This window comes from Burkholderia sp. LS-044 (assembly GCF_004803625.1).
GTDB classification, from domain to species: Bacteria; Pseudomonadota; Gammaproteobacteria; order Burkholderiales; family Burkholderiaceae; genus Burkholderia; species Burkholderia cepacia.
In genome coordinates, this window is the sequence record NZ_SSWO01000002.1 from 547173 (window position 1) to 573377 (window position 26205).

General features: G+C 67.9%; 28 protein-coding genes and 1 pseudogene. 20 read left to right on the forward strand and 9 right to left on the reverse strand.

Going from position 1 to position 26205, the window contains the following annotated elements:
- Window positions 1-16 precede the first annotated feature (16 nt).
- The 6 genes from E9536_RS07620 to infA all read left to right on the forward strand — a co-directional run bounded on the left by E9536_RS07620 (window position 17) and on the right by infA (window position 7295).
- Window positions 17-1222 carry an acetyl-CoA C-acyltransferase gene (locus E9536_RS07620; RefSeq protein WP_136469611.1) on the forward strand — a complete coding sequence of 402 codons (1206 nt, stop codon included), beginning with the start codon at window positions 17-19 and terminating at the stop codon, window positions 1220-1222.
- 191 nt (window positions 1223-1413) lie between these two features.
- Window positions 1414-2391, forward strand: a complete 978-nt coding sequence (locus E9536_RS07625; protein WP_136469612.1) for a sialidase — start codon at window positions 1414-1416, stop codon at window positions 2389-2391.
- 64 nt (window positions 2392-2455) lie between these two features.
- Entirely contained in the window at window positions 2456-4921 is a 2466-nt protein-coding gene (locus E9536_RS07630; RefSeq protein WP_136469613.1) for an MMPL family transporter, read from the forward strand.
- A gap of 68 nt (window positions 4922-4989) precedes the next feature.
- Window positions 4990-6069, forward strand: coding sequence for a Rieske 2Fe-2S domain-containing protein (locus E9536_RS07635; protein WP_136469614.1), 1080 nt, complete (start codon window positions 4990-4992; stop codon window positions 6067-6069).
- A gap of 290 nt (window positions 6070-6359) precedes the next feature.
- Window positions 6360-6563: a cold-shock protein gene (locus E9536_RS07640; protein WP_006483056.1), complete on the forward strand. Its 204-nt coding sequence runs from the start codon at window positions 6360-6362 to the stop codon at window positions 6561-6563.
- A 468-nt stretch (window positions 6564-7031) separates the two neighbouring features.
- A complete protein-coding gene (infA, locus tag E9536_RS07645) occupies window positions 7032-7295 on the forward strand; it encodes a translation initiation factor IF-1 (RefSeq protein WP_027791717.1) in 264 nt (87 codons plus the stop codon).
- A gap of 167 nt (window positions 7296-7462) precedes the next feature.
- Here the strand turns inward: infA and E9536_RS07650 are convergent, their stop codons facing one another.
- Window positions 7463-8269: an alpha/beta hydrolase gene (locus E9536_RS07650; protein ID WP_136469615.1), complete on the reverse strand. Its 807-nt coding sequence runs from the start codon at window positions 8267-8269 to the stop codon at window positions 7463-7465.
- Between the two features lie 420 nt (window positions 8270-8689).
- Between E9536_RS07650 and E9536_RS07655 the strand changes: the two genes are divergently transcribed.
- Both E9536_RS07655 and E9536_RS07660 read left to right on the forward strand, forming a co-directional pair.
- On the forward strand, window positions 8690-9937 hold the full coding sequence (locus tag E9536_RS07655; RefSeq protein WP_136469616.1) for an alkaline phosphatase family protein: 1248 nt from the start codon (window positions 8690-8692) through the stop codon (window positions 9935-9937).
- Entirely contained in the window at window positions 9934-10176 is a 243-nt protein-coding gene (locus tag E9536_RS07660) for a hypothetical protein (protein ID WP_136469617.1), read from the forward strand. Before E9536_RS07655 ends, E9536_RS07660 begins: the two co-directional genes overlap by 4 nt.
- On the opposite strand, the pseudogene E9536_RS42035 reads toward E9536_RS07660, so the two are convergent.
- From E9536_RS42035 to E9536_RS07695, 7 genes and pseudogenes are all read right to left on the reverse strand, one after another.
- Window positions 10177-10362: pseudogene (locus E9536_RS42035) on the reverse strand (MFS transporter); the annotation flags it as partial. It abuts the gene before it with no gap.
- A 3-nt stretch (window positions 10363-10365) separates the two neighbouring features.
- The gene (gene dmpG, locus E9536_RS07670; RefSeq protein ID WP_136469618.1) at window positions 10366-11397 is read right to left on the reverse strand and encodes a 4-hydroxy-2-oxovalerate aldolase; all 1032 of its coding nucleotides are present in this window, start codon (window positions 11395-11397) and stop codon (window positions 10366-10368) included.
- Window positions 11398-11413: 16 nt separating this feature from the next.
- Window positions 11414-12313 (reverse strand): acetaldehyde dehydrogenase (acetylating), encoded by a 900-nt coding sequence (locus E9536_RS07675; RefSeq protein WP_027791711.1) that lies wholly within the window; start codon window positions 12311-12313, stop codon window positions 11414-11416.
- Between the two features lie 13 nt (window positions 12314-12326).
- The gene (gene dmpE / locus E9536_RS07680) at window positions 12327-13109 is read right to left on the reverse strand and encodes a 2-oxopent-4-enoate hydratase (protein WP_136469619.1); all 783 of its coding nucleotides are present in this window, start codon (window positions 13107-13109) and stop codon (window positions 12327-12329) included.
- A 102-nt stretch (window positions 13110-13211) separates the two neighbouring features.
- Window positions 13212-14594 carry a DUF1329 domain-containing protein gene (locus E9536_RS07685; RefSeq protein WP_059697322.1) on the reverse strand — a complete coding sequence of 461 codons (1383 nt, stop codon included), beginning with the start codon at window positions 14592-14594 and terminating at the stop codon, window positions 13212-13214.
- A gap of 38 nt (window positions 14595-14632) precedes the next feature.
- Entirely contained in the window at window positions 14633-16198 is a 1566-nt protein-coding gene (locus E9536_RS07690; RefSeq protein ID WP_119337647.1) for a DUF1302 family protein, read from the reverse strand.
- Between the two features lie 153 nt (window positions 16199-16351).
- On the reverse strand, window positions 16352-17131 hold the full coding sequence (locus E9536_RS07695; protein WP_136469620.1) for an SDR family oxidoreductase: 780 nt from the start codon (window positions 17129-17131) through the stop codon (window positions 16352-16354).
- A 139-nt stretch (window positions 17132-17270) separates the two neighbouring features.
- On the opposite strand from E9536_RS07695, the gene E9536_RS07700 reads away from it, so the two are divergent.
- The 11 genes from E9536_RS07700 (at window position 17271) to E9536_RS07750 (ending at window position 24359) form a co-directional block, all read left to right on the forward strand.
- Window positions 17271-18107 carry an alpha/beta hydrolase gene (locus E9536_RS07700; RefSeq protein WP_136469621.1) on the forward strand — a complete coding sequence of 279 codons (837 nt, stop codon included), beginning with the start codon at window positions 17271-17273 and terminating at the stop codon, window positions 18105-18107.
- Between the two features lie 66 nt (window positions 18108-18173).
- Window positions 18174-18962 carry a glucose 1-dehydrogenase gene (locus tag E9536_RS07705; protein ID WP_027791706.1) on the forward strand — a complete coding sequence of 263 codons (789 nt, stop codon included), beginning with the start codon at window positions 18174-18176 and terminating at the stop codon, window positions 18960-18962.
- 32 nt (window positions 18963-18994) lie between these two features.
- Window positions 18995-19744 carry an electron transfer flavoprotein subunit beta/FixA family protein gene (locus E9536_RS07710; protein WP_136469622.1) on the forward strand — a complete coding sequence of 250 codons (750 nt, stop codon included), beginning with the start codon at window positions 18995-18997 and terminating at the stop codon, window positions 19742-19744.
- A 16-nt stretch (window positions 19745-19760) separates the two neighbouring features.
- Entirely contained in the window at window positions 19761-20705 is a 945-nt protein-coding gene (locus E9536_RS07715; protein WP_136469623.1) for an electron transfer flavoprotein subunit alpha/FixB family protein, read from the forward strand.
- Between the two features lie 2 nt (window positions 20706-20707).
- Window positions 20708-21187: a phenylacetic acid degradation protein PaaY gene (locus E9536_RS07720; RefSeq protein ID WP_136469624.1), complete on the forward strand. Its 480-nt coding sequence runs from the start codon at window positions 20708-20710 to the stop codon at window positions 21185-21187.
- A 94-nt stretch (window positions 21188-21281) separates the two neighbouring features.
- A complete protein-coding gene (locus tag E9536_RS07725; RefSeq protein ID WP_136469625.1) occupies window positions 21282-21530 on the forward strand; it encodes a hypothetical protein in 249 nt (82 codons plus the stop codon).
- A gap of 64 nt (window positions 21531-21594) precedes the next feature.
- Window positions 21595-21993, forward strand: a complete 399-nt coding sequence (locus E9536_RS07730) for a hypothetical protein (RefSeq protein ID WP_136469626.1) — start codon at window positions 21595-21597, stop codon at window positions 21991-21993.
- 39 nt (window positions 21994-22032) lie between these two features.
- Window positions 22033-22332: a hypothetical protein gene (locus E9536_RS07735; RefSeq protein ID WP_021164379.1), complete on the forward strand. Its 300-nt coding sequence runs from the start codon at window positions 22033-22035 to the stop codon at window positions 22330-22332.
- Window positions 22333-22512: 180 nt separating this feature from the next.
- A complete protein-coding gene (locus E9536_RS07740) occupies window positions 22513-23157 on the forward strand; it encodes a DUF1326 domain-containing protein (protein ID WP_027791701.1) in 645 nt (214 codons plus the stop codon).
- A complete protein-coding gene (locus E9536_RS07745) occupies window positions 23154-23945 on the forward strand; it encodes a DUF2182 domain-containing protein (RefSeq protein WP_136469627.1) in 792 nt (263 codons plus the stop codon). The genes E9536_RS07740 and E9536_RS07745 overlap by 4 nt, the downstream gene beginning before the upstream one ends.
- A 66-nt stretch (window positions 23946-24011) precedes the next feature.
- Complete coding sequence (locus E9536_RS07750) at window positions 24012-24359, forward strand: copper-binding protein (RefSeq protein ID WP_027791699.1); 348 nt, start codon at window positions 24012-24014, stop codon at window positions 24357-24359.
- Window positions 24360-24647: 288 nt separating this feature from the next.
- Here the strand turns inward: E9536_RS07750 and E9536_RS42040 are convergent, their stop codons facing one another.
- Window positions 24648-25325 (reverse strand): hypothetical protein, encoded by a 678-nt coding sequence (locus tag E9536_RS42040; protein WP_247873422.1) that lies wholly within the window; start codon window positions 25323-25325, stop codon window positions 24648-24650.
- On the opposite strand from E9536_RS42040, the gene E9536_RS42045 reads away from it, so the two are divergent.
- Complete coding sequence (locus E9536_RS42045; RefSeq protein ID WP_247873423.1) at window positions 25324-26142, forward strand: collagen-like triple helix repeat-containing protein; 819 nt, start codon at window positions 25324-25326, stop codon at window positions 26140-26142. The two genes, E9536_RS42040 and E9536_RS42045, sit on opposite strands and share 2 nt — an antisense overlap.
- The last annotated feature ends 63 nt before the right edge of the window (window positions 26143-26205 follow it).

The window sequence follows — 26205 nt, forward strand, 5'->3', positions numbered from 1 at the left end:
TTCAGAGAGCCAGCCCATGGAAGACGCAGTCATCGTTTCCGTCGCACGCACGCCGATCGGCAAGGCGTTTCGCGGCATGTTCAACGACACCGAGGCGCCCGCGCTGGGCGGCCACGTGGTGCGCACCGCGCTCGGGCGCGCGGGCGTCGCGCCGGCCGACGTCGACGACGTGCTGATCGGCTGCGCCGCGCAGCAGGGCACGCAGGGCTACAACATCGGCCGCCTGTCGGCGGCGGCGGCCGGGCTGCCGGCTTCGGTGCCCGGCATGGCGATCGACCGCATGTGCTCGTCGGGCCTGATGTCGATCGCGAGCGCCGCGCGCAGCATCGGCGCGGGCGATGCGCGGATCGTCGTCGCGGGCGGCGTCGAGTCGATCTCGCTCACGCAGAACAAGCACAAGAACGCGTATCGCGCGCGTTCGCAGGCCGTGCTCGACCACCAGCCGGCCGCCTACATGGCGATGATGGAAACGGCCGAGATCGTGTCGCGCCGCTACGGGATCTCGCGTGCGGCGCAGGACGAATTCGCGCTGCAGAGCCACCAGCGCACGGCCGCCGCCCAGGCGGCCGGCCGCTTCGATGCGGAAATCGCGCCGCTCGACGTGCGGCGCGCGCTGTTCGACAAGGAAGGCAACCCGGCCGGCCACGAGGATCTGCGTGCGGCGCGCGACGAAGGCGTGCGCGCCGACACGACGGCCGAACGGCTCGCGGGGCTGAAGCCGTCGTGGAGCGGCGGCAAGGTCGTCGAGCAGGGCGAGTTCGTGACGGCCGGCAATGCGTCGCAGCTGTCGGACGGCGCGGCGGCCGTGGTCGTGATGTCGCGCAGCGAGGCGCTACGCCGCGGGCTGACGCCGCTCGGCGCGTTTCGCGGCCTCGCGGTGGCCGGCTGCGAGCCCGACGAGATGGGCATCGGCCCGGTGTTCGCGATTCCGAAGCTGCTCGCGCGCTTCGGGATGACCGTCGGCGACATCGGGCTGTGGGAGCTGAACGAGGCGTTCGCGTGCCAGGCGCTGTACTGCCGCGACACGCTCGGCATTCCCGACGCCCGGCTGAACGTCGACGGCGGTGCGATCGCGCTCGGCCATCCGTTCGGGATGTCGGGTACGCGGATGACGATGCACGCACTGCTCGAAGGCGCGCGGCGCAGCGTACGGCACGCGGTCGTGACGATGTGCATCGGCGGCGGGATGGGTGCCGCCGCGCTGTTCGAGGTCGGCGCATAGGGCACGTCGCGGACATAGCGGCACGTAGCGGACGTAGCGGCACGCGGATGGGCCGCGCCGCACACGCGGCGAACCATTCACGAACGACGATTCGAGGCCGCGGCCATGACCGGCGGCCCGGAGACTTGCAGGCGACGGTCGTCGGCGCGCACGCGCCAACGGCCGTCGAACGCAGAAACAGGAGACAAGCCATGAAACGAACCTTGCCCGGACTCGCGATGTCGGCGCTCGTGCTCGGCGCCGCGCTGTTCGCGTTTTCGCCGCGCCCGCTGCCGGCGTTCCCGGTCACCGCGATCCATGCGGACCGGCTGCAGATCAACGGGCTCGCCCGGGCCGGCACGCGCATCGTCGCGGTCGGCGAACGCGGCGTGATCCTGCTGAGCGACGATTCGGGCGCCCGCTGGCGGCCGGCGTCGGTCACGCCCGACCAGGCATCGACGCTCACGCAGGTGCGTTTCATCACGCCGACGCTCGGGATCGCGGTCGGCCACGACGGCCGGATCGTCCGCAGCGACGATGCCGGCATGCACTGGCGTGAAGTGCACATCGACCATGAGCATTCCGATCCGCTGCTGTCCGTGTGGGGTGCGGCGAGCGGCCCGCTGTTCGCGGCCGGCAGCTTCGGCCAGCTGCTGCGTTCGGACGACGCGGGCCTCACGTGGCAGCCGCTGAAGACGCCGGCCGGCGACCGTCACCTCAACGCGATCGTCGGCGACGGCCACGGCAACCTGCTGGTCGCGGGCGAGAGCGGCACGCTGCTGCGCTCGACCGACAACGGTGCGACGTGGGACAAGCTGCCGTCGCCGTACGCCGGTTCGCTGTTCGGCGCGCTGATGCTCGCGAACGGCGACTGGGTCGCATACGGGATGCGCGGCAACGTGGTGCGCAGCACCGATCGCGGCGCGACCTGGACGCATGTGGACAGCCACGTGCCGGTGTCGTACTTCGGCGCGACCCAGCTCACCGGCGGCGAACTCGTGCTGGTGGGGCAGGGCGGCGCGATCGTCGCATCGCGCGACGGCGGGCTGACCTTCGACGTGCGCAAGCTCGGCGGCGTGCAGAGCCTCGCGGCCGTGCTCGACATGGGCCACGGCGCGCTGCTGCTCGGCGGCGAGGCCGGCGTCGCGCCGCTGGCCGGCGCGCTTGCGTCGACGCCGTCGCCGTCCTGACGCCGGCCGCCCGCAGCGCCGCCTTCCGTTCGTTTCGCATCGTCCGTCCCGACCCGAGAATTCCATGAACGACCTGTCACGTCCTCCTGAAGCCGTTTCCGCGTCGCGTCTCGCCGCGTTCGTCGAGCGCTGCGCCGACACGATCATCCGCCGGCGCAAGCTGCTGATGCTGCTGTGCGTCGCGGTGACGCTCGCGCTCGGCTTGTCGGCCACGCGCCTGAAGCTCGATCCGGGCTTCAACAAGATGATCCCGATGCAGCACCCGTACATGCAGGTGTTCGAGCGCTATGCGGGTGCGTTCCCCGGCGCGAACACGATCCTCGTGAGCCTGCGCTGGAAGGGCGACGGCGACATCTACAACCAGACGTTCATGGACGCGCTGCGCCACGCGACCGACGACGTCTTCTTCATCCCCGGCGTGAACCGCTCGCGCGTGTTCTCGCTGTTCACGCCGAACGTCCACTACACGGAAGTGACCGAGGCCGGCTTTCGCGGCGACGTGGTCGTGCCCGGCCAGTTCTCGAGCGCGAACCCGGACGATCTCGCGAAGGTGCGCCGCAACGTCGCGCGTTCCGGGCAGATCGGCCGCCTCGTCGGCAACGACCTGAAATCGGCGCTGATCCGCGCGGAACTGCGCGAGACCGACCCGGCCACCGGCAAGCGGCTCGACTACAGCGCGGTCGCGCGCCAGCTCGAGGAAATCCGCGCGCGTTATGCGAAGCAGGGCATCGACGTGAACATCATCGGCTTCGCGAAGTTGGTGGGCGACGTCGAGAGCGGCATCGCGGGCGTGATGGCGTTCTTCGCGCTCGCGTTCCTCGTGACGGCCGCGCTGCTGTTTGCCTACACGCGCTCGCTGAAGACCACCGCGCTGGCGCTCGTCGTCGCGCTGCTGCCGGTCGTGTGGCTGCTCGGCGCGCTGCCGCTGCTCGGGCTCGGCATCGACCCGATGTCGATCCTCGTGCCGTTCCTGATCTTCTCGATCGGCGTGTCGCACGCGGTGCAGATGACCAACGCATGGAAGCAGGCGCTGGTGCGCGGCGCGTCGCCCGTCGACGCCGCGCGCGACGCGTTCCGCAAGCTGTTCGTGCCGGGCACCGTCGCGCTGCTGACCAACGCGCTCGGCTTCATGGTCATCATGCGGATCAGGATCGACATCGTGCGCGAGCTCGGCATTACCGCGTGCCTCGGCGTGCTGCTGATGATCGTCACCAACAAGGTGTTCCTGCCGATCCTGCTGTCGTACACGCGCCTCGAACGCGGCACGCTGGCGCGCGCGCAGCGCACGGCGGCGGCCGGCGGCAGCGGGCGGTGGTCGCGCTTCGCGGTATTCGCGCGGCCGATGCCCGCGCTCGGCGTGTTCGCGGTGGCGCTGGCGCTGCTCGCGTACGGCACGCTCGAATCGCGCAAGCTGGAGATCGGCGACATCGGCACCGGCGCGCCGGAGCTGCGCGCGAACTCGCGCTACAACATCGACAACGCGGCGATCACGCACCAGTACAACATCGGCGTGGACGTGCTGTCGGTGATCGTCGAGACGACCGGCTTCGACGACGCGTGCCTGCATTACCCGGTGATGAGCGCGATCGAGCGGTTCGAGATGAACATGCGCGGCGTGGCCGGCGTGCAGTCGGTGACGAGCGTGTCGTCGCAGGGCAAGGTGTTCATCGCCGCATTCAACGAGGGCAACCCGCGCTGGGCCGCGCTGCCGCGCTCGAGCGACGGGCTCACGCAAGGCTCCAACGCGTTCGACCCCGACAACGGGATGAACACCGCGAACTGCAAGGCGATTCAGGTCCTGATCTACACGAAGAACCACGAAGGCACGACCATCGCGCATATCGTCGACGAGATCAGGCGTTTCGCGGCCGAGAACCCGACGCCGAACGTCGCGTTCCGGCTCGCGGGCGGCAACGTCGGCGTGATGGCGGCGACCAACGAGGCGGTCGGCGACGCGGAGATCGCGATGCTGCTGTCGATCTTCGGCGCGATCGCGCTGCTCTGCGCGGTCACGTTCCGCTCGTGGCGCGCGGTGCTGTGCATCGTCGTGCCGCTCACGCTCGTGTCGATCCTGTGCAACGCGGTGATGGCGCTTCTCGGCATCGGGCTGAAGGTCGCGACGCTGCCGGTGATCACGCTCGGCGTGGGCGTGGGCGTCGACTACGGGATCTACCTGTACGAACGCCTGCAGCACGACCTCCGCCACGGCGCGACGCTGCCTGACGCATTCGCCGACGCGATGCGCCAGCGCGGCACGGCCGCGCTGTTCACGGCCGTCACGATGTTCATCGGCGTCGGCACGTGGGCGTTTTCCGCGCTGAAGTTCCAGGTCGACATGGGCGTGCTGCTCGCGTTCATGTTCCTCGTGAACCTGTTCGGCGCCGTGTTCCTGCTGCCCGCGCTCGCCGCGTGGCTCGGCGTCGAGCGTGCCGAGCGCCGCGTGCAGCAGGCGCACGCGCAGCCGTCGCCGGCGGCCCCGGCAACGCTGAAACCGTCGCCCGCGCTCGAACCCGGCAACCCGGTGCGCTGACCGGCGCGCCCCATTTCCCCCGCGCGCGGCCGGCCGCCGCGCGTTGTCCACAAGAGGAGTCAACCCACATGTCCGCACGCCCTTACAAGATCGAAGCCCAGCCGCTCGCGCAGCGCTATGCGCGCGGCTGGCACTGCCTCGGGCTCGCCCGCGACTACAAGGACGGCAAGCCGCACACGCTGAACGCCTTCGGCCGCAAGCTCGCCGTGTTCGCCGATTCGACCGGCAAGGTCAACGTCGTCGACGCGTACTGCCCGCACATGGGCGCCGACCTGAGCCTCGGCACGGTGCAGGGCGACAACCTCGTGTGCCCGTTCCACGGCTGGGCGTGGAGCGGCGAAGGGCAGTGCGCATCGATTCCGTACTGCAAGCGGATCCCGCCGAAGGCGCGCATCGGCGCATGGCCGACCTGCGAGGAAAACAACCTGCTGTTCGTCTGGAACGACCCGGAAGGCAACGCACCGCCGCCCGAAGTCGCGATTCCGCGCCTCGACGTGTGCTTCTCCGACGAATGGTCGGACTGGGTCGTCGACAAGATGGTGATCCAGGCCAACTGCCGCGAACTGGTCGACAACATCTCGGACGTCGCGCACTTCGCGACCGTGCACCGCGCGCCGATCGACTATTTCGCGAACCTGTTCGAGGATCACAAGGCGACGCAGCTGATGGTCGGCCGCAGCGAGAAGCTCGGCGGCGACGCCCTGACCGCGCTGTCGACGTATTTCGGGCCCGCCGTGCACATCACGCAGATGACGGGGCAGAGCGGCGGGCAGCCGATCCACTCGGTGCTGCTGAACTGCCACGTGCCGATCGACATGAACAGCTTCGAGCTGCGCTACGGCGTGATCGTGAAGAAGGTGGCCGGGCTGTCCGACGAGCAGAACACGGAGATCGCGAACGCGTACGTGAAGGAAGCGCAGCGCGCGTTCTACGAGGACGTCGACATCTGGCACAGCAAGACGCGGATCGACAACCCGCTGCTGTGCGAGGGCGACGGGCCGCTGTACCAGATGCGCGACTGGTATTCGCAGTTCTACCTGGACGTGGCGGACGTGCGGCCGGCGAGCGTCGCGCGCAAGGCGTTCGAGATGCGGATTCGCGAAGGCGATGCGCCGCCGGCGCTGCATCACGTGTTCGAGCCGCAGTAAGAACCGGCGGGCCGTCCGCCGGCCGGAAAGCGGGGGCGCATCGAAATGCGTCCCGTCGGCCGGCAACACCCGCCGCGCAAGGCGCACGCGGCGGGTGTGCTTGTGCGCCGCATCAAAATGACTTGACGAAACGGCCGCTACCGCGTAGTGTCCATGGCCGAAGTGTTCAAGAAGTTCGATTGCTCATCATTGGCCGCACTCCGTGCGGCGGTCGTTGGTCTCTCCCTCTTTTGAGTCTTTCTGTGCCCGTTGCGGGCGCATGTTCAATTATTCGTATTAAGGAAGTATTTGTGGATACCGGTACCGTCAAGTGGTTCAACGAAACCAAGGGCTTTGGTTTCATCTCCCCGGACAACGGCGGCGACGATCTGTTCGCCCATTTCTCTGAAATTCGCGGCACGGGCTTCAAGACCCTGGCCGAAGGCCAGAAGGTCAGCTTCGAAGTGAAGCGCGGCCCGAAGGGTCTGCAAGCGTCGAACATCACGCCGCAGTAAGCCGCATCGGCAGCGGCCGCCAAACGGTGGCCGCCGCCGGACGGATTGGCGCGCACGGCGCCGCTTCGGCGGCAGCCGGCGCGTTTCCGATGCGCACGACCGATGCATCGCGACATTCACGATGCATCGGTCGTGTCGCCTCCCTCATCGCATGCCTGAACGGCGTGCGACGCAACGCCCTCGCGAAGCGCCCGCCGCTTCGCCAGCGCATCACCGCTTCAACGCATCAACCCGAGCAGACCGCCGCCATGCCTTGCCGGCGCGGTCCCGACTTGCGCGGCGCTTTATGCGCCGCCGCCACCGACCGCCTGAACGCCGCAACGCGCCGGGCTCCGATCGCAAGACAGGCCCACGGCCCGTCTGAACGAACCGATCCCCGGCAGCCTGCCGGCCGCCGTCCCGTTGCGGGACACGGCGCCGGGCAGATCGCCGCGGCTGCGGTCAATTACCTTGTCTGGAGGAATTGGTTTGGCAAAAGAAGAACTGCTGGAACTGGACGGAATCGTCGACGAAGTGCTGCCGGACAGCAAATACCGTGTCACGCTGGAAAACGGCGTCGTGGTGGGCGCGTACGCGTCGGGCCGCATGCGCAAGAACCACATCCGCATTCTCGCGGGCGACCGCGTGACGCTGGAACTGTCGGTCTATGACCTCACCAAGGGCCGCATCAACTTCCGGCACAAGGACGCGAATTCGCCGCGTCCGCAGCGCACCGGCGGGCCGCGTCGTTAAGCGGCAACGATCGGCGCGCAACCGCGTGCCGATCGAATCCCGTCCGGCCTCCACGGCCGGACGAACCGGATGAACGGCCCGTTGCTTGCCGTTTACCGGCCGCCGGCGGCGTCGTCATGCCGCAGCGGCCCACATCGCCTTCGCCGGCCGCTGCTTGTGCGCAACGCTCAGGCAGCCGCGTCCCGCAGGAAATCCTCGATGACCATCGCGAAATACGGCGGGCACTCCTGCATCGGGTAATGCCCGCTATTCGGTATCGTCGCGAGCCGCGCGTTCGGGTGCCACGCGAGGAACGTCGCCTGCATCGCCGCTTCGTCGAGCCCCGGATCCTTGTCGCCGACGATCACCAGGAAGCGCGTCTCGAGCCCGCGGACATCGTCGACGAAATCCGTTCCGGTCAGCATGTCGAGATACGCGAGCCGGCAGGCCGGCGCCACGCGCTCGCGGTTCTGCCGCAGCTTCAGGTCGGCCCAGCGCGCCGACAATCCACCCGTCACGAATCGCATGAGCCGGCGAAACGCATCGTCATCGACGGCCGTGCTCGCGAAGAACGCGCGTGCGTCGTCGTTCAGGCGGTTGCCGGCGGCCGACACCGGGCACACGGCGATCGCGCTCTTGATGCGGGCGGGCGCATCGGCGGCGAGCCGTTGTGTCGCCATGCCCGTCATCGAATGGCCGATCACGTGAAAGCGCGGCCAGCCGAGACGGTCCGCGAGCGCCAGGCAGTCGGCCGAGATCTCGTCGACGGTACAGGTGCCGCGCAGGTGGATGGATTCGCCGTAGCCGCGCAGGTCGACGAACACGTACGTGAATGCCGATTCGTCGAGATACGGGAGCAGCGCCGCGTAGTTCGTATGGTCGCCGAGCCAGTCGTGCAGGACCATCACGCATTCGGGGCCGGTACCGTGCCGCAGGTAGCCGAGGCCGTCGTGGTCGGCGTTCGGCCCGGAGGAGAGGGCGTCGATACGGTTCATTTCAAGGGGTTTCCTTTTGGTGGGTGAACCAAAACGAAACGCCCTCCCGGCGGACCGGGAGGGCGTCTTGAAAGTGCATCGATCGTATCGGGCCGACCGGCGAAAGTCAACGTTCGACGTGCCATCCCGCCCGACACGTCGATGCGGGGCGCATTGGCGGTTGTCGTCCGACGGCCGCAACGCGATCGTCAGCCCGATGTCGTGACGCGGAAAACCGCGCCGGCCGGCGGCTGACCGCACGCGCGACGACGCCGTTCGCGTGCGGTTCGCGTGCGGCTTTACGTGCGGGCCGGCGCGGTCGTACACTCGTCGGCAATTCGCGGCCCGCGCCGCGCGTGCGGCTTTCAATTCCTTCAGCGTCTTTCAGCGGGCCAACGGCCGTGCCAGCCGGACTTTCGTCGCGCGACGCCAGGAGGCGCCATGAGTGCAGACGCAGCCCCCGCATCCCCGTCGGTTCAGGACCGCATCCGGCACGTGTTCGTGCTGATGCTCGAGAACCGCTCCTTCGACCACCTGTTCGCGCTGTCGGGCTACCCCGGCATCGTCGCCGCGTCGCCGGGCAACAGCAACGCGTATGGCGGCGCGGTCTATCCGTTCGGCGGCGGCGCGCCCGACCGGATGCCGACCGATCCGTGCCACGAATTCACCGACGTGCTCGAGCAGCTCTGCGGCGCGGGCGTGCCGTTCGTGAAAGGGCAGGCCTATCCGCCGGTCCGCAATACCGGATTCGTGTCGAACTACGCGACGTCGCGTTCCGAAGGCAAGCCGCCCCAGCCGGCCGACGCGGGCAAGATCATGCAGGGCGTCGACATCGCGACGCAGGCTCCGTCGCTGCACACGCTCGCGAACGCGTTCGTGCTGTGCGACGCGTGGCACGCATCGATGCCGGGGCCGACCTGGCCGAATCGCTTTTTCCTGCACGGTGCGTCGTCGGCCGGGCTCGACCATTCGCCGACCAGGGAGGAAATGGCCGGGTGGGACGCGTTCGACGGTTTCCCGTATCCGAAGGGTTCGATCTTTGCCGCGCTCGGCGACGACAACTGGCGCATCTACCAGGACCAGACGGGCAATCCGGTCGGCCACGTGCCGCAGGTCGCGTCGCTGAAGGGCATCAGCTTCTTCGACATCGACGACCTCGCGCATTTCGAGGCCGATCTCGCGGCGGGCCATACGGCGCGCTATACGTTCATCGAGCCCGGTTACGGCGACATCGTGCACGGCACCTACCAGAACGGCAGCTCGCAGCATCCGATGGACGGCCTCGCCGGCGGCGACCAGCTCGCCGCGCGCGTGTACAACGCGATCCGCAATTCGCCGGTGTGGAACAGCAGCCTGCTCGTGATCTGCTACGACGAGCACGGCGGCTTCTACGATTCGGTCGGGCCGGGCGCTGCGCCGCCGCCGAACGATGGCGCGGCGGCGACGCTGAACGCGAGCGGCTTCGGGTTCGACGTGTACGGCGTGCGGGTGCCGGCGATCGTGATTTCGCCGTGGGTCGCGGCCGGGCGGGTCGACCATACGGTGTACGACCATGCGTCGGTCGCCGCGACGCTCGAGCGGCTGTTCGGCCTGGCGCCGCTGACCGACCGCGACCGTCTCGCGAACGACCTGCTGGGGCTCGTGACGACTACGTGCCGGACGGATTGTCCGCAAAGGATCGGAACATGAGTACGACACCGGACCCGCGCGATGCGCTGCCCGTGCGCGACGGCACGAGCCTGATCGCGTACCTGCACATCCTGAAGAAAGCGCATGCGGCGCTGGTCGGCCATGACAAGGCCCATCGGCGCTTCAGCGAGATCGTGACGCGAGGGCAGGCGCGGCAATACATCGAGGAACTGATGCCGTCGCTGCTGCAGGCGCGCGAAGCGCATCGGCAGCGCAGGCACGGCGGGAAGCATCGGTGATGCGGCGAGCGGCACCGATACCGAAGGCGCGAGCGCGCACAGCAGCGACGCGACGGTGAAGGGAGCCGTGCCCGCGATGAAGATGCGGCGTCGGCCGTGCAAATCGGCGAGCAGCCGGCCCGTCGGCAGCAGAAGCGAGGTTGCCGCGTTGCCGACGCCCCGTTGCACTGCGCCGACGCCCGCGTTCGCTTACGCCGCCACCTCCCGCGCCCGCACCATCGTCAGCGCCGCGTCCTCGATCATGTCCTCCTGCCCGCCGACGAGCCGCTGCCGGCCCAGTTCGACGAGGATGTCGCGTGCGGGAATCCCGTACTTCGCTTCCGCGCGCTTCGCGAACAGCAGGAACGACGAGTAGACGCCCGCATAGCCGAGCGTCAGCGCGTCGCGGTCGAGGCGGATCGGCGAATCCATGATCGGCACGACGAGATCCTCGGCGACGTCCGAGATCGCGAACACGTCGACGCCCGTCTCGATCCCCATCCGGTCGCATACCGCGACGAACACTTCCATCGGCGTGTTGCCCGCGCCGGCGCCGAGGCCGGCCGCGGCCGCATCGATCCGGTTCGCACCGGCCGCCACGGCCGCGACCGAGTTCGCGACGCCCATCGCGAGGTTGTGATGGCCGTGGAAGCCGAGCTCCGTCTCCGGCTTCAGCGCATCGCGCACCTGGCCGATCCGCGCGGTCACGTCGTCGGGCAGCATGTGGCCGGCCGAATCGGTGATGTAGATGCAGTTCGCGCCGTACGATTCCATCAGCTTCGCCTGCACGATGAGCTGCGCCGGCGACGACATGTGCGCCATCATCAGGAATCCGACCGTATCGAGGCCGAGCGTGCGCGCGAGGCCGATGTGCTGTTCCGATACGTCCGCTTCGGTGCAGTGCGTCGCGACGCGGATCGTGCCGACGCCGAGTTCGTGCGCCATGCGCAGATGCTCGACGGTGCCGATGCCGGGCAGCAGCAGCGCCGACACCTTCGCCTGCTTCAGCTCCGGGATCACGGCGCCCAGGTACGCCTCGTCGGTGTGCGCGGGGAAACCGTAGTTGACCGAGGCGCCGCCGAGCCCGTCGCCGTGCGTGACCTCGATCAGCGGCACGCCGGCCGCGTCGAGCCCGCGCGCGATGTTGCGCATCTGGTCGAGCGTGATCTGGTGGCGCTTCGGGTGCATGCCGTCGCGCAGCGACATGTCGTGGACGGTGATCTTCTTGCCTGCAAGTGACATCGTGTGACTCCTCGACTCAAGCGGTGGCGGCCGTCGCGGCCAGCATCTGTTCGGCGAAACGCTCGGCCGTGGCGGCCGCGGCGGCGGTCATGATGTCGAGGTTGCCCGCGTACTTCGGCAGGTAGTCGCCGAGCCCTTCGACCTCCATGAACACCGACACGCGATTGCCGTCGAACACCGGGCCGTTCTTCAGCGTGTAGCCGGGCACGTAGCGTTGCACTTCCTTGACCATCGCGTGCACGGACGCGGTGATCGCGTCGACGTCGGGCGGGCCGTCGGTCAGGCAGTGGATCGTGTCGCGCATGATCAGCGGCGGCTCGGCCGGGTTGATCACGATGATCGCCTTGCCCTTGCGTGCGCCGCCGACCTGTTCGATCGCGCCGGACGTCGTGCGCGTGAATTCGTCGATGTTCTTGCGCGTGCCGGGGCCGACCGAGCGCGACGATACCGTTGCGACGATCTCGCCGTACGCGACCGGCTGCACGCGCGACACCGCATACACCATCGGGATCGTCGCCTGGCCGCCGCAGGTCACCATGTTCACGTTCGCCTGCGCGCTGTCGAGATGCGCGTCGAGGTTCACCGGCGGCACGCAGTACGGCCCGATCGCGGCGGGCGTCAGGTCGATCATCTTCACGCCGAGCGCGGTGAGCTTGTCGGAGTTGTCGCGGTGCACGTAGGCCGACGTCGCGTCGAACGCGATGCGGATCTCGTCGGCGGCGACGTGCGGCAGCAGCCCGTCGACGCCCTTGTCGGTGGTCTTCAGGCCGAACTCGCGTGCCCGCGCGAGGCCGTCGGAGGCCGGATCGATGCCGACCATCCACACCGGTTCGAGCACCGGCGAGCGGCGCAGCTTGACCAGCAGGTCGGTGCCGATGTTGCCGGGCCCGATCAGTGCGCATTTGATTTTCTTCATCAGGATGGTTCCTTTAGATAAAGCGGACGTCGCAACTGCCGATGCCGGAGATATGCATCGACAGTGTGTCGCCGGCCGTGACCGGGATCAGTTTCGCGAGCGAGCCGGACAGCACGATCTCGCCGGCGAGCAGCGGCACGTCGTACGCGGCGAGCGTGTTCGCGAGCCACGCGACCGCGTCGGCGGGATGGCCGAGCGCCGCGTCGCCGCGGCCTTGCGCGACGGGCTCGCCGTTCTTCTCGATCGTCATCTCGCACACGGCGAGATCGAGCGTGCGCGGGTCGACGCGCGTTTCGCCGAGCACGTACACGCCGCACGACGCGTTGTCGGCGACGGTGTCCTCAATGCGGATCGCCCAGTCGCGGATGCGCGAGTCGACGATCTCGAAGCAGGGCGCGACGGCGGCCGTCGCGGCGATCACGTCGGTGCGGTCGATGCCGGGGCCGCGCAGGTCGCGCGCGAGGATGAACGCGATCTCGCCCTCGGCGCGCGGCGCGATCAGCGAATCGGCGGCGATCGCCTCGCCGGCCGCGTAGTGCATGCCCGACAGCAGGATGCCGAAATCGGGCTGGCGCACGTTCAGCATGTCCTGCACGGCCTGGCTCGTCACGCCGATCTTCTTGCCGACGACCGCCTCGCCGTGTTCGACGCGGCGTTCGATGAAGCGCTGCTGGATGCGGTACGCGTCGTCGAGCGACAGGCGGCGCGCCCGGCCCGACAGCGGCGCGACCGGTGTGCGCGCGTGCCATGCGGCGTACAGCTCGTCGCCGAGCGTCGTATGCAGGCGGGAAGACATGAAAGGTCCCTCGAATGGAAATGGCCGCCGTCACGGGCGGCGTCGTGCGCCGGAGCGGGGCTCCGGCGCGTGGGTCGCGGGCATGCCGCGTCGGTCGGTCGATCAGTTGCCCGAACTGCGGATCGCGTCAGGCGAGAAATACGCCTCGTTGAACTGCGGGCTGTTGTCGAGCTTCGGCATCGGGCCTTCGTTCGTCAGGCGGTCGGCCATGTACGCGCCGGAGATCAGGTCGTGGAAGAACACCGCGCTCGGGTAGAACACCTTCGCGTCGTAGGCGTACAGCGACGTCGCGACATTGGTGCGCCACAGCTGGCCGCGCGCGTCGTAGTTGTCCGCGAGCAGCGATTGCCACGAATCCTCGTCGATGTACAGCACGCGCTTCGCGTACTGGTGACGGTAGCCGCTCTTCAGCGTGGCCTGCAGCACCCACACGCGATGCAGTTCGTAGCGGATGTAGCTCGGGTTCTCGTGGCCCTTGGTCAGCAGTTCGCCGTACTTCACCGCGCTGTCCATCACCTTGTAGTTGTTGTACGGCACGTAGATCTCGCGCTTGCCGACGATCTTCCAGTCGTAGCGATCGCCGGGGCCGTTGTACAGGCGGTCGTCGTCGACCGTGCGGAAGCCGCCCGGGCCCTGCGGCTGGTCGTAGCCGTATTCAGGCGCCTGGCGCACGCGCCGCGTGCCGGGGTTGTACATCCACGTGCGCGACGAGTTGTCCGCGCCGGCCTTGTCCCAGTTCGTGAAGCCGACGATCAGCGAGCCGCGGTCGGACAGCGGCAGCTCCGTCGCGTTGCGGTAGTACGTGCGGTTGTTCAGGTCGCTCTTCACGTCGTACTTGCCGACGTTGCGCGGCGAGTAGATGTCGTAGCGCACCTTGCCCCACGCGATGTTGCCGTCGGAGTAGACGACCGCCTGGTCGTAGGTGGCCTGCTCGGTGCCGATCGACGACGAGAAGCGCTGGTTCCACAGCAATTCGGCGGCGGTCTTCGGGATCGGATAGGGCACCGTCGGCGGCGCGTTCGTGAGGCCGTTCGCGTCGGACGTCATCGTCGAATCCGGCGCGTACGTGCGAATGTCCTTGTAGACGGAATCCGGATAGCGGAAGTCTCGGTGGGTCGGGTAGACGATGATCTTGAACGTGGCCGGATAGCGCTTGAACATCGCCTTCTGGCCGTCGGTCAGGTGCTCCGCGTACTGCGCCATGTTCTCCGCGGTGATCGTCGCGACCGGCTTCTCGCTCGCGTACGGATCGGGGTAACGGCTGCCGCGCTTGTACTGCACGTCCGGCGGCGTGCCGAGCCACTTGCCCGACCACTCGGGCACGCCGTTGTCCTTGCTCGCGGCGCGCACGGCGCCCATCGGGGTCAACTGGCCGTCGAGCGCCTTCAGGTCGTCCGGCGTGACCTTCGGGTACGACGCCGTCGCGGCGAGTGCGCACGCGGCGATCACCGACGCGCGCAGGAGGGGGAGACGAATTCGCTTCATGACAAATCCTCTTGCTGAGTGACGAGCGGCCGGGCCGCTCAGAAGTGGTAGGTCGCCGTGGCCAGCACGTAGTCGCGATCCGCGAGCGGGCGCGTGACCGGGTTCGGCGAGCCGAGGAACTTCGCGTAGACGAGCGACAGCTGCAGGTTGCTCAGGCGCGTGAACGTCACGCCGGCCGTCACGCGGTGGTCGCCCTGGCCCGTCAGCGAGCCGAGCGCGCCGGCGAGCGGCGACGTGCCCGTCAGGTCGTGCGTGTAGGTCAGCGGCACGTCGAGATCCCAGCCGTTGAACACGTTCTTGTAGCTGAGCGTCCACGCGATCTCCATCGCGAGCGCGTTGCGCGAGTTGGCGAGCGTGGTCGACCCGTCGAGCTCGGAGATGCTGCCCGCATGCACGTACGTCAGTTCGCCGATCAGCGACTGCGAATTCGCGAGGAAGCTCGGCCCGATCGAGTAGATGCCGGACAGGTTGGTCTGCAGCACGTTCGCGCGCGTCGACTGCGGGCCCGTCGGCGTATTGACGAGCACCGCCGCGCCCTGGCGGTACGACACTTCGCCCGCGACGTTCACCGGGCCGACCTGCGTCGAGAAGCTCGCGCCGGTCAGCTTGATGTTGCTGAAGTAGGTCTGCTGGTACTGGAGCGTCGGGAAGTACGTGGTGACGACACTCGGGTTCATGTCGTTGTAGTGCAGGTGGTACAGGCCCAGCTCGGTGTCGCCGAGCACGCGAAAGCGCGCGCCGATCCCCCACTGGTTACGTGCGCTCGGCTTGTCGTCGGGGCCGCGCGGAATGATCATCCCGCCCGGGCCGATGATGAACTGCGCGCCCGGGCCGGTCACGTCGGAGTAGCTCCAGTACGTGCCGGGCGCGGTCAGCCGGTTCTGCTGGTACGAGAACTGGTAGTAGCCGAGCAGGCTGAAGTTCGGCGTGATCTGCCACTGCGTCGAGATCTGCGGCACCGGCAGCAGGATGTCCTTCACCTCGGCGCCGGCCATGTACGACTTGGTTGCGTCGGACGGCCCCTGTGCACCCGCGATGTTCGGGAAGAACAGGCTTTCGCCCCACGCGACCACTTGATCGCCGACCTTCACGTTCAGGCTCGTCGAACCGATGTGGAACGTGTTGTATGCATACGCGGCGAGCAGCGTCGTGTGGCCGCCCGACCAGTAGCGCGCGTCGCTCGTGAAATTGTTGTACTGGCCCGACTGGTTCACGGTGCCCGGCGCGTCGTTGTAGTTCGGGCGGCGATAGGCCTGGTCGTAGAACGTGTCGGCACGCACGAACACACCCCAGTCGTCGTGCTTCAGGTTCACTTCGCCGAGCAGGCTGACCTGGTTCTCGATCAGCTTGTTCTTCGCGAAGTTGCGGTCGCCGTCGTCGCCGTTGATGTTCGCCGGCGTGAGGAGATTGCCGCTCGGTGCGCGGGTGCGCATGCCGAGGCCGTAACTGAGCGTGAACGTGTAGTCCAGCGTCGTGTCGGCGCCCAGCTCGATCGTGCTGCCGGCGTGCGCGCCGGGAACGGCGCACGTCAGCAGCGCGGCGGCCAGCGTCGACAGCGTGGCGGTGGCCCGCTTGTCGGTACGGCGCGAAATCCGTTGATGCATGGTGTCTCCTCTTGGGGGTATCGACGACGGTCGACTATGTGTTGTCGTGAGAGGCAGAGTAGGGAGATCGCGGTAGCAGGGAATCGTCAAAATGAACTAGATGACTTCCCTAGGACTGGCAACGATCGCGCGACGCCGCGTGCTCGACGCGTGTCATCGCGCGTTCGCCTGTGCCGCCGACAGGAACGCGGGCCGTTCGCCGCCGCCGTCGAGCCGCAGGTTCGCCCCCGACGTGTACGACGCGTCGGGCGACGCGAGAAAGAGGCACGCGGAGGCAACGTCGTCGGGTGTCGCGAGGCGGCCGGCGGGAATCGTCGCGCGGATCGCGTCGAGTGCATCGTCGCCGCCGTAGTGGCCTTCGGTGGCTGATTCCGTCTGCACGAGGCTCGGGCTGATCGCGCACACGCGCACCCGCGGCGCCCACTCGACCGCGAGCGACGTGACCGCGTTGACGAGGCCCGCTTTCGCGGCGCCGTACGCGGCCGTGCCGGGCGACGGCCGCGATGCGCTGACGCTCGCGATGAACAGCATCACGCCGCCTTCGGGCTGCGGCTGCATGATCGCGTTCACGCGCTGCGCGAGCTGCAGCGGCGCGATCAGGTTCAGCCGCACGATCGATTCGGTGAAGCGCGGTGACGCATCGGCCGCAAGCGCGAACGGCGAGCCGCCCGCGTTGTTGACGAGCACGTCGAGGCCGCCGGCCTCCGCGCGGAGGGTTGCGAGCATCGCGTCGACCTGCTCGATGTCGCGCAGGTCGGCCGCGACGAATGCCGCCTCGCGGCCGCCGGCCGCGGGCGGCGTGTCGGGCGCGCTGCGTCCGCAGACGAACACGCGCGCACTCGCCGCGAGAAACCGTTCGGCGATGCGCCGCCCGATGCCCTTGGTGCCGCCCGTCACGAGCACCGTCTTGCCGCTGTAATCGAATCCGTTCATCGTCTGCCTCCGTTTCGGTGGGCCGATGATAGGAAGAAGCGCGCGCGGCTTCGTAGTCTGAAAGGATGATGCCGGCCGGCGCCGGCGACGCAATCATCGTGGTCAGGCATCCATCGAACGACGAAGGAGACAACCCGCGATGACGATCCCCACGACGCCGCCGGCCGGCATCTTCACCGACGTGCCGGGCGGCCTGCGCCTGCACCACTACGAGGCGGGCGAAGGCCGGCCCGTGGTGTTCATCCACGGCAGCGGCCCGGGCGCCAGCGGTTTCAGCAACTTCAAGCACAACGTGCCCGCGTTCGCGGCGGCCGGCCATCGCGCGATCGTCGTCGACCTGCCGGGCTACGGGCAGTCGTCGAAGCCGTCCGACGTCGCCTATATGCTCGATTTCTTCGTCGGCGCGCTGCATGCGCAACTGGACGCGCTCGGGATCGGGCCGGCCGTGCTGCTCGGCAATTCGCTCGGCGGCGCGATCGCGCTCAAGTACGCGCTCGATTACCCGGACGAAGTCGACGGGCTGATCATGATGGCGCCGGGCGGCGTCGAGGATCGCGACACCTATTTCCGGATGGAAGGCATCCAGCGGATGGTGAAGCTGTTCACCAATCGCCAGATGAATGACGACACGATGCGCGAGCTGCTGACGCTGCTCGTGCACGATCCGGCGATCGTCACCGACGCGCTCGTGGCTGAGCGGATGAAGGTGTGCGTCGAGCAGCCGACCGAAGTGCTCTCGACGATGAGCGTGCCGAACCTGACCGGTGCGCTCGGCGACCTGCGCTGCCCGGTGCTGGGTTTCTGGGGAACGGACGACCGTTTCAATCCGGTCGGCGGCGCGCTGAAGTTCCTCGAACGCTGCCGCGACGCGCGTTTCGTGCTGATGAACCGGTGCGGCCACTGGGTGATGGTGGAACACGCCGACTACTTCAATCGGGAATGCCTCGATTTTCTTGCGGCGCGGAATACGCGATAACGCCGGATGCCCGCGAGGGCCTGCCCCGATGCGGGCGGGCCGTCTGATCACATACATGGAGACGACATGAAGCTCATCGAAGACCTGTTCGACCTGCGCGGCAAGGTGGCCGCGATCACCGGCGGCGCGCGCGGCATCGGCGCGGAGACCGCGCGCACGCTGGCCGCGGCCGGTGCGAGCGTCGCGATTCTCGACGTGCTGTCGCAACCGGCGGAAGCGCTCGTCGAGGAGATCCGCGCGCAGGGCGGCCAGGCCGCGTTCTGGTCGCTCGACGTGACGCAGGAAGCCGACGTGGCACGCGTGTTCGGCGAGATCGTCGCGCGCTTCGGGCGCCTCGACGTGCTCGTGAACAACGCGGGCATCGAAGGCCACAACGTGCCGACGCACGAGCTCACGCTCGCGCAGTGGCAGCGCGTGCAGGACGTGAACGTGAACGGTGTGTTCCTGTGCACGCGCGCCGCGATTCCGCATATCGACGCGGCCGGCGGCGGCTCGATCGTGAACCTGTCGTCGATGTACGGGATCGTCGGCGGGCCCGACGTGCCCGCGTATCACGCGTCGAAGGCCGCGGTGCGGATGATGGCGAAGGTCGACGCGATGCTGTACGCGGCGAAGAACATCCGCGCGAACTCGGTACACCCCGGCTATATCCGTACGCCGATGCTCGAGGAAGCGTTCCGCCAGATGGGGCAGGACCCGGACAACGTGTTCGGTTATCTGCAGACGCACGTGCCGATGGCGAAGATCGGCAGCCCGCGCGACATCGCGGCCGGCATCCTGTATCTCGTGTCGCCGGCCGGCCGTTATGTGACGGGCGCGGAGCTCGTGATCGACGGCGGTTATACCGCGCGCTGACGCGGCGATCGCACCACAAGGGAGACGCGCAGTTGAAAGTGCTCGTGGCAGTGAAACGCGTGGTCGACGCGAACGTGAAGGTCGGCGTGAAATCCGACCGGACGGGCGTCGACATCGCGAACGTGAAGATGTCGATGAACCCGTTCGACGAGATTGCGGTGGAGGAGGCCGTGCGGTTGAAGGAGGCCGGTGTCGTGACCGAAGTGATAGCCGTGTCGGTCGGCGTCGCGCAGGCGCAGGAAACGCTGCGCACGGCGCTCGCGATCGGCGCGGATCGCGCGATCCTCGTCGAATCGAACGACAGCGTCGAACCGCTGGGCGTCGCGAAGGTGTTGAAGGCGCTGCTCGACAAGGAACAGCCGTCGCTCGTGATCCTCGGCAAGCAGGCGATCGACGACGATTCGAATCAGACCGGGCAGATGCTGGCCGCGCTGGCGGGTTTGCCGCAGGCGACGTTTGCATCGAAGGTGGGGGTGGCCGACGGGCGTGCGACGGTTGCGCGCGAAGTCGACGGCGGCGCGGAAACGCTGTCGCTTCAACTGCCGGCCGTGGTGACCACCGACCTGCGTTTGAACGAGCCGCGCTACGTGACCTTGCCGAACATCATGAAGGCGAAGAAGAAGCCGCTCGAGATCGTGCAGCCCGGCGACCTTGGCGTGGATGTGACGCCGCGTTTGAAAGTGCTCAACGTGAACGAGCCGCCGAAGCGCGCAGCCGGTGTGAAGGTGCCGGACGTGCGGACGCTGGTCGCGAAGCTGAAGACCGAAGCCAGGGTGCTGTAACAGGGAACGCAACGAAATGACGATTCTGGTAATTGCGGAACACGACAACGCATCGATCAAGGCCGCGACGCTCAATGCGGTGGCGGCTGCGCAGGCGCTCGGCGCGGCAGGCGGCGGTGACGTGCATGTTCTGGTCGCGGGCCACAACGCGCAAGCGGCGGCCGACGCGGCCGCGAAGATCGCGGGGGTATCGAAGGTGCTGCTGGCCGATGCGCCGCAACTCGAAGCAGGTCTCGCGGAAAACGTCGAAGCGACCGCGCTGAACATCGCGAAGGACTATTCGCACATCCTCGCGCCGGCGACTGCTTACGGCAAGAACATCGCGCCGCGTATCGCCGCGAAGCTGGACGTCGCGCAGATCTCGGACATCACGGCGGTTGACAGTGCCGACACGTTCGAGCGCCCGATCTACGCGGGCAACGCGATCGCGACGGTGCAGTCGAGCGACCCGATCAAGGTCATCACGGTGCGTGCGACCGGTTTCGATCCGGTGGCGGCGGAAGGCGGCAGCGCGTCGGTCGAGAAGATCGACGCAGCGGCAGACACTGGCAAGTCGCAGTTCGTGAGCCGTGAAGTGACGAAGCTGGACCGTCCGGAGCTGACGAGCGCGAAGATCATCGTGTCGGGCGGCCGTGGTCTGGGCAGCGGCGAGAACTACACGAAGGTGCTGGAGCCGCTGGCCGACAAGTTGAGCGCGGCACTCGGCGCATCGCGCGCGGCAGTCGACGCCGGCTACGTGCCGAACGACTACCAGGTCGGCCAGACCGGCAAGATCGTCGCGCCGCAGCTGTACATCGCGGTGGGCATCTCGGGTGCGATCCAGCATCTGGCCGGCATGAAGGATTCGAAGGTGATCGTCGCGATCAACAAGGATCCGGAAGCGCCGATCTTCAGCGTGGCCGACTACGGCGTGGTCGGCGACCTGTTCACGCTCGTGCCGGAAGCGGTCGCGGCGCTCTGACGATGCCGCTGTTCGAATTCAACGGGATGCGGCCGCGCGTCGATCCGTCCGCGTACGTCGACCCGAGCGCGGTCGTGATCGGCGACGTGACGATCGGCGCGATCGTCGTCGAAGACGGCAGCAACGTGCAGGATGGCTGCGTGCTGCACGTCGGGATCGGCGAGACGTGCCGGCTCGGCGTCAACAGCCACATCGGCCACGGCGCGATCGTGCATGGCGCGACGCTCGAACCCGACACGATGATCGGAATGAATGCGGTCGTGATGGACGGCGCGACCATCGGCGCCACGACGATCGTCGCCGCGTGCGCATTCGTGAAGGCCGGCTACGACGTGCCGCGCGGCGTGCTGCTCGCGGGCATGCCGGGGCGCGTCGTGCGTCGGCTGAGCGACGCGGAGATCGACGCGAAGGCGAACGGCACGCGGATTTATCAGCAGCTGGCGGCGGATTGCCTGAGGACGATCAGGCGGATCGACGCGTGAGCGAAGGGCATCCGGGGGCAGGATGCGACGGATTGCCGGGCAGGTTGTCGTTGCCGTAAGATCGGCACTGGCTTTCCACCGGCATTCGCGTCACATGAAAAAGAACGTCCGTTTGCGGCTCACGGTCATCGCGTCGGCTTTTGCTGTCTACAGCGTTTATATGCACATCCAGCAGTTCGTCAGCGGCTGCGTGTGGGTCAGGGGCCATCAGCGCTGCAGCTTCGAAAACAGCGCGAATTTCGAAGGCTGGATGGATCTCGACCTGATGATCGCCTGTTGCTGGGTCGCTGCGGCGGTGGTGGGCTGGATTTCCGTCGTGCAGGCCACGAAGAAGCCGGGCTGAAGCCGGGCTGAAGCCGGGCTGAAGGCGGGCACTTCTGTCGCGCGAATCCGGGTTCTGTCAATCCGTGACAACGATCATCGGCGCCGTGCCGTCCGCGATCGACACGCATGTGCGGCTGCTCGAGGAGGCGATCGGCGAATCGTCGCTCGAGCGCGCGCCGCGGCTGACGCCGGCCGGCAAGATCCCGCGGGCACCCCCTGTGCAAGACGCCGCCGGAATGCCGGCAGGTCGACCCCGTGTTCCGCCCCCATTCGATCGGGACGATGAAGCGCGTTGCCGGCGCAAGCGAAAGCATCGCGATCCTGAGCAAGTTCGATATCACCGCGTAGTACCGTCGGAGATTCCGATTTTCCGGTCGATCCGCGATGCCGCGTTTCGCCGCGACGTGCTTGCGCTCGCGCGCCGCGAACGGCACGGCCTGCTGCCGGCCGGCGTTGTGCTTTTCCCCTCCGCGCCGGGATAATGATCCGGCGTCGCGCGCGATGCGCGAGGGGAGGCTCCCATGCAATTTCCGACGGGTTCGGTGGTCGCGCTCAGTTCGGCCGCCGCGACGATGTTTTCGATGGGCATGCTGTTTCTCGGCTACTGGGGATTGCACGAGCCGTTGCCCTGGCGGTTCGGCGATTACGTCGTGATCGTGCTCGCGCTCGCGGGTTTCGCGTGCCTCGCCAGCGTGCCGTTCCTCGCGACTTCGCCGATGAAGACCGCCGGCGACGAGTCGCGGATGCTCGTCGCGCGGCGCGTGTTTCTGTGCGGCGCAAGTGCCGTGTGGTGTGCGATCGTCGCGTCGCTGGTCGTGTGACGAGCGGGCGTGACGTCTCGACCCGAGCGGCCGTCCGCGAGCCGGTCGACGCGTCATGCGCGACACCGGAATTCGCGGGTTTCCCCCGTCGTATCGGTCATCCGCTCCCGCTTTGATTTCCCCGATGCCGTGCACTAGATTCGAAGCATTCATGTGTGTTACAGCGCGCGAGGTGAAGCCATGACGCCGTGGGAGATTCAGGGCACCGAAATGATGAGCTGCAATTGCTCATACGGATGCCCTTGCCAGTTCAATGCACCGCCGACCCACGGCGGATGCGAAGCAATGGGTGCGATTTCGATCGACAGCGGCCACTACGGCGACGTGGTGCTCGACGGCGTCAGGATCGCGGTCGTGTTTCAGTGGCCGGGGGCGGTCCACGAAGGCCGTGGCAAGTGCCAGCCGATCGTCGACGAGCGCGCGAGTCCGGCGCAGCGCGAAGCGGTGCTGAAGATCATGACCGGTCAGGATACCGATCCGTTTGCGACGATGTTCGCGGTATTCGCGTCGACGCTCGAGCACGCGTTCGAGCCGATCTTCACGAAGATCGATTTCGACGTCGATGTCGATGCGCGGCACGGCCGGATTCATGTCGACGGCGTGTTCGACGTCGCGGGCGATCCGATCCGCAACCCGGTGACGGGCGCCGAGCATCGCGCGCGGATCGACCTGCCGAACGGTTTCGAGTACGAACTCGCCGAGATCGGTTCGGGCACCGGGCGCTCGCAAGGCAACATCGTGCTGAACCTCGACGGAACCTATGCGCAGTTCGCGCGGCTGCACCTGAACAACCACGGGCTGATCCGGCATCGCGCGGCGGCATGACTCCGTTCGACATCTGGCTCGGGCGCGAGCGCGTCGTCACGCTGCTCGGCATGGCCGCGCTCGTCGGCGTGTGCTGGTTCTACCTGTGGACCGGCGCGGGCACCGGCATGTCGGCGCTGCAGATGACGGCGGTCGCGCTCTTTCCGCATCGGCTGGCGGGCGACATGGGCAGCATGGATCCGTCGCTGCCGACCGTGATCGCGATGTGGTGGGTGATGATGATCGCGATGATGACGCCCAGCGCGGCGCCGCTCGTGATGCTGTACCGGCGCGTGCTCAGGCATCGCGGCGCGGACGGCGCAGCGGCTGCGTTGACGTCGATGTCGCTGCTGGCCGGCTATCTGGCCGCATGGTTCGCGTTCTCGGTCGGCGCGGCGTTGCTCCAGGAACTGCTGCAGCCGGCCGGGCTGATCTCCGCGATGATGCTGTGGTCGAAGAGTGCGGTGCTTTCCGCGGCCGTGCTCGCGCTGGCCGGGCTCTATCAATTCTCGCCGCTGAAACGTGCATGCCTTCGGCAATGCCGCGCGCCGGCCGCTTTTCTGGTTGCGCACTGGCGTCCAGGCATCGCCGGCAGCTTCCTGCTCGGTGCGCGACACGGGATGTATTGCGTCGGGTGCTGCGGGTTGCTGATGGCGCTGCTGTTCGTCGGCGGCGTGATGAACGTCGTGTGGATCGCCGCGCTGTCGGTGTTCGTGTTCGCGGAAAAAATCCTGCCCGGCGGCGAGCGCGCCGGGCGCATGCTGGGCGTCGTGCTGATCGCATGGGCCGGTGCGACGTTGTTCGTTTGAGCCGGGCATCCGCGTCGCGGCTTCGATGAACAACGGGAATGTCTTCGGAGCCGCGGGGGGCTGTCGATGAAGACCTGCTTTCACGCGTTCGCCGCGTGGTGCGCGGCGGCCGTCGTTGCGATGCCGGCGTTCGCGGGCAGCGACATGCCTGCGATGAGCATGGGGCGTTCGACGATGTCGGCGCCGGATGCGGCGCTGACCGATGCCGAGGTCAAGGAGATCGATGCCGGGCGCGGGCTGGTCATGTTGAAGCATGGCGCGCTCGACAACGTCGGGATGCCGCCGATGACGATGGCGTTCAAGGTCGGCGATGCGGCGATGCTGACGTCGCTTCATGTCGACGACAAGGTCAGGGTGCGGGTCGAAAGCGTGAACGGCACGCTTACGATTGTGAAGATCGTGAAGCGTCGGTGACGACGCGTGGCATGCGCAATGTGCCGGGACCGGCGGTGTGCGGTCCCGGCCGTTTTTTTGGAGTCGTGCTACGTAACGCCGGATCGGTGTTACGTCGGTGCTGCCGGAACGCACGGTCGGATCGAACGCCGCGGGTGGAGGCGCGGGCGATGTGCTGCGCGGGAGTATGGCGTCGGCAGGGGCGCTGCGGTGCGGCGGCGGGATCGTTACAGGAACCGACGGGTATGGCACGGTAGATGCTTGCAGGAAGGATCGCGCTGAATTGCGGACGGGGGCTTCCATGCAAAATCATTTCATCAAGGCGAACGTTGCGCTCGCCGCCATTGCCGCGGCGTGTGCGCTGGCGGCTTGTGGCGGCAGCGATGTCACGGCGCCGAAGCCGGGTGGTAACAACATCGGAACGAGTACGAGTGGAACGGGCGGGACTAGCGGCACGAGCGGAACTAGTGGCACGAGTGGAACCAGTGGCACGAGCGGCACGAGCGGCACGAGCGGAACCAGTGGCACGAGCGGAACTAGTGGCACGAGCGGAACTAGCGGCACGAGTGGAACCAGCGGCACGAGTGGAACCAGCGGCACGAGCGGAACCAGCGGCACGAGTGGAACCAGCGGCACGAGTGGAACCAGCGGCACGAGCGGCACGAGTGGGACGAGTGGGACGAGTGGGACGAGTGGGACGAGTGGGACGAGTGGGACGAGTGGGACGAGTGGGACGAGTGGGACGAGTGGGACGAGTGGGACGAGTGGGACGAGTGGGACGAGTGGGACCAGCGGCACGAGTGGGACCAGCGGCACGAGTGGGACCAGCGGAACGAGCGGGACGAGCGGAACCAGCGGCACGAGTGGAACCAGCGGAACGAGCGGCACCAGCGGAACCAGCGGCACGAACGGAACCGGCGGCACAAGCGGCACCAGCGGAACCCCCGGCACGAACGGCATCATCAGTTCCGTCGGCGTGGTCGTCATGGATGCCGGCGCCACGATCAGCGGCGTGAGCCCGCCGGGAGTCGGCAAGGGCGTGACCACCGGCCTCGGCAACACGGTCACGGGCGTGGGCACGATCATCAGCGACACGTCGAACGCCGTGAGCAACGGCATCGGCCAGACCGGTTTCACGGCGAACCCCGTCGGCACGACGGTCGCCGGGCTTGGCTCCATCGTCGGCTCGGTCGGCAATCCGGTCGCCGGCCTCGGCGACACGGTGAAGGCGCTCGGCACCGGCCCGCTGTCGCCATTGGCGCCGCTCACGACACCGGTCGGCGGCCTGCTCGACACCGTGTCCGGCGGCATCAAGACGGGCGGCACCATGCTCGGCTCGGCCCTGTCGTCGGGCCCGGTCCAGCAGACGACGCAGGCGATCAGCACGGCGATCACGCCGCTCGTCACGACCGTCGGCCAGGTCACGCAGCAGGTCGGCACGGCGACCGGCCTCGGACAGCCGGTCGCGGGCCTGCTCGGACAGATCGGCGGCGCGATCACGTCGGCGGGATGGAAGGTGACGTCCGCGTCGCCCCAGCCGCTGGTCGGCGGCGTCGGCGGGCTCGTTCGCGCGGTCGGCAACACCGTGACCAACGTGGGCGGCCTCGTGAACCCGAGCGGTGCGAACGGCGCGGTGCCAGTGGCGGGCCTGGTGACGAGCGTGGTCGGCGGCATGCCGGCGACCGTTCGCAACGGTTCCGCGACCGGCGCGGACGGCGGCTCGCCGCTGGGTGCGCTTGCCAATCCGCTCGCGCCCATTACGGGGCTGGTGGGCGGCCTGCTTGGCGGCGTGGCCGGCAAGTAGCCGATCGGTGCGGATCGTCACGGCGGTAACCGGCCAGATGAAGATTGGCCTCCGGTTACCGCC

Coding starts and splice junctions, on each gene's coding strand:
- E9536_RS07620 (WP_136469611.1), top strand. CDS start 17: ATGGAAGACGCAGTCATCGTTTCCGTCGCACGCACGCCGATCGGCAAG.
- E9536_RS07625 (WP_136469612.1), top strand. CDS start 1,414: ATGAAACGAACCTTGCCCGGACTCGCGATGTCGGCGCTCGTGCTCGGC.
- E9536_RS07630 (WP_136469613.1), top strand. CDS start 2,456: ATGAACGACCTGTCACGTCCTCCTGAAGCCGTTTCCGCGTCGCGTCTC.
- E9536_RS07635 (WP_136469614.1), top strand. CDS start 4,990: ATGTCCGCACGCCCTTACAAGATCGAAGCCCAGCCGCTCGCGCAGCGC.
- E9536_RS07650 (WP_136469615.1), bottom strand. CDS start 8,269: ATGAACCGTATCGACGCCCTCTCCTCCGGGCCGAACGCCGACCACGAC.
- E9536_RS07655 (WP_136469616.1), top strand. CDS start 8,690: ATGAGTGCAGACGCAGCCCCCGCATCCCCGTCGGTTCAGGACCGCATC.
- E9536_RS07660 (WP_136469617.1), top strand. CDS start 9,934: ATGAGTACGACACCGGACCCGCGCGATGCGCTGCCCGTGCGCGACGGC.
- dmpG (WP_136469618.1), bottom strand. CDS start 11,397: ATGTCACTTGCAGGCAAGAAGATCACCGTCCACGACATGTCGCTGCGC.
- E9536_RS07675 (WP_027791711.1), bottom strand. CDS start 12,313: ATGAAGAAAATCAAATGCGCACTGATCGGGCCCGGCAACATCGGCACC.
- dmpE (WP_136469619.1), bottom strand. CDS start 13,109: ATGTCTTCCCGCCTGCATACGACGCTCGGCGACGAGCTGTACGCCGCA.
- E9536_RS07685 (WP_059697322.1), bottom strand. CDS start 14,594: ATGAAGCGAATTCGTCTCCCCCTCCTGCGCGCGTCGGTGATCGCCGCG.
- E9536_RS07690 (WP_119337647.1), bottom strand. CDS start 16,198: ATGCATCAACGGATTTCGCGCCGTACCGACAAGCGGGCCACCGCCACG.
- E9536_RS07695 (WP_136469620.1), bottom strand. CDS start 17,131: ATGAACGGATTCGATTACAGCGGCAAGACGGTGCTCGTGACGGGCGGC.
- E9536_RS07700 (WP_136469621.1), top strand. CDS start 17,271: ATGACGATCCCCACGACGCCGCCGGCCGGCATCTTCACCGACGTGCCG.
- E9536_RS07705 (WP_027791706.1), top strand. CDS start 18,174: ATGAAGCTCATCGAAGACCTGTTCGACCTGCGCGGCAAGGTGGCCGCG.
- E9536_RS07715 (WP_136469623.1), top strand. CDS start 19,761: ATGACGATTCTGGTAATTGCGGAACACGACAACGCATCGATCAAGGCC.
- E9536_RS07720 (WP_136469624.1), top strand. CDS start 20,708: ATGCCGCTGTTCGAATTCAACGGGATGCGGCCGCGCGTCGATCCGTCC.
- E9536_RS07725 (WP_136469625.1), top strand. CDS start 21,282: ATGAAAAAGAACGTCCGTTTGCGGCTCACGGTCATCGCGTCGGCTTTT.
- E9536_RS07735 (WP_021164379.1), top strand. CDS start 22,033: ATGCAATTTCCGACGGGTTCGGTGGTCGCGCTCAGTTCGGCCGCCGCG.
- E9536_RS07740 (WP_027791701.1), top strand. CDS start 22,513: ATGACGCCGTGGGAGATTCAGGGCACCGAAATGATGAGCTGCAATTGC.
- E9536_RS07745 (WP_136469627.1), top strand. CDS start 23,154: ATGACTCCGTTCGACATCTGGCTCGGGCGCGAGCGCGTCGTCACGCTG.
- E9536_RS07750 (WP_027791699.1), top strand. CDS start 24,012: ATGAAGACCTGCTTTCACGCGTTCGCCGCGTGGTGCGCGGCGGCCGTC.
- E9536_RS42045 (WP_247873423.1), top strand. CDS start 25,324: ATGGATGCCGGCGCCACGATCAGCGGCGTGAGCCCGCCGGGAGTCGGC.
- E9536_RS42040 (WP_247873422.1), bottom strand. CDS start 25,325: ATGACGACCACGCCGACGGAACTGATGATGCCGTTCGTGCCGGGGGTT.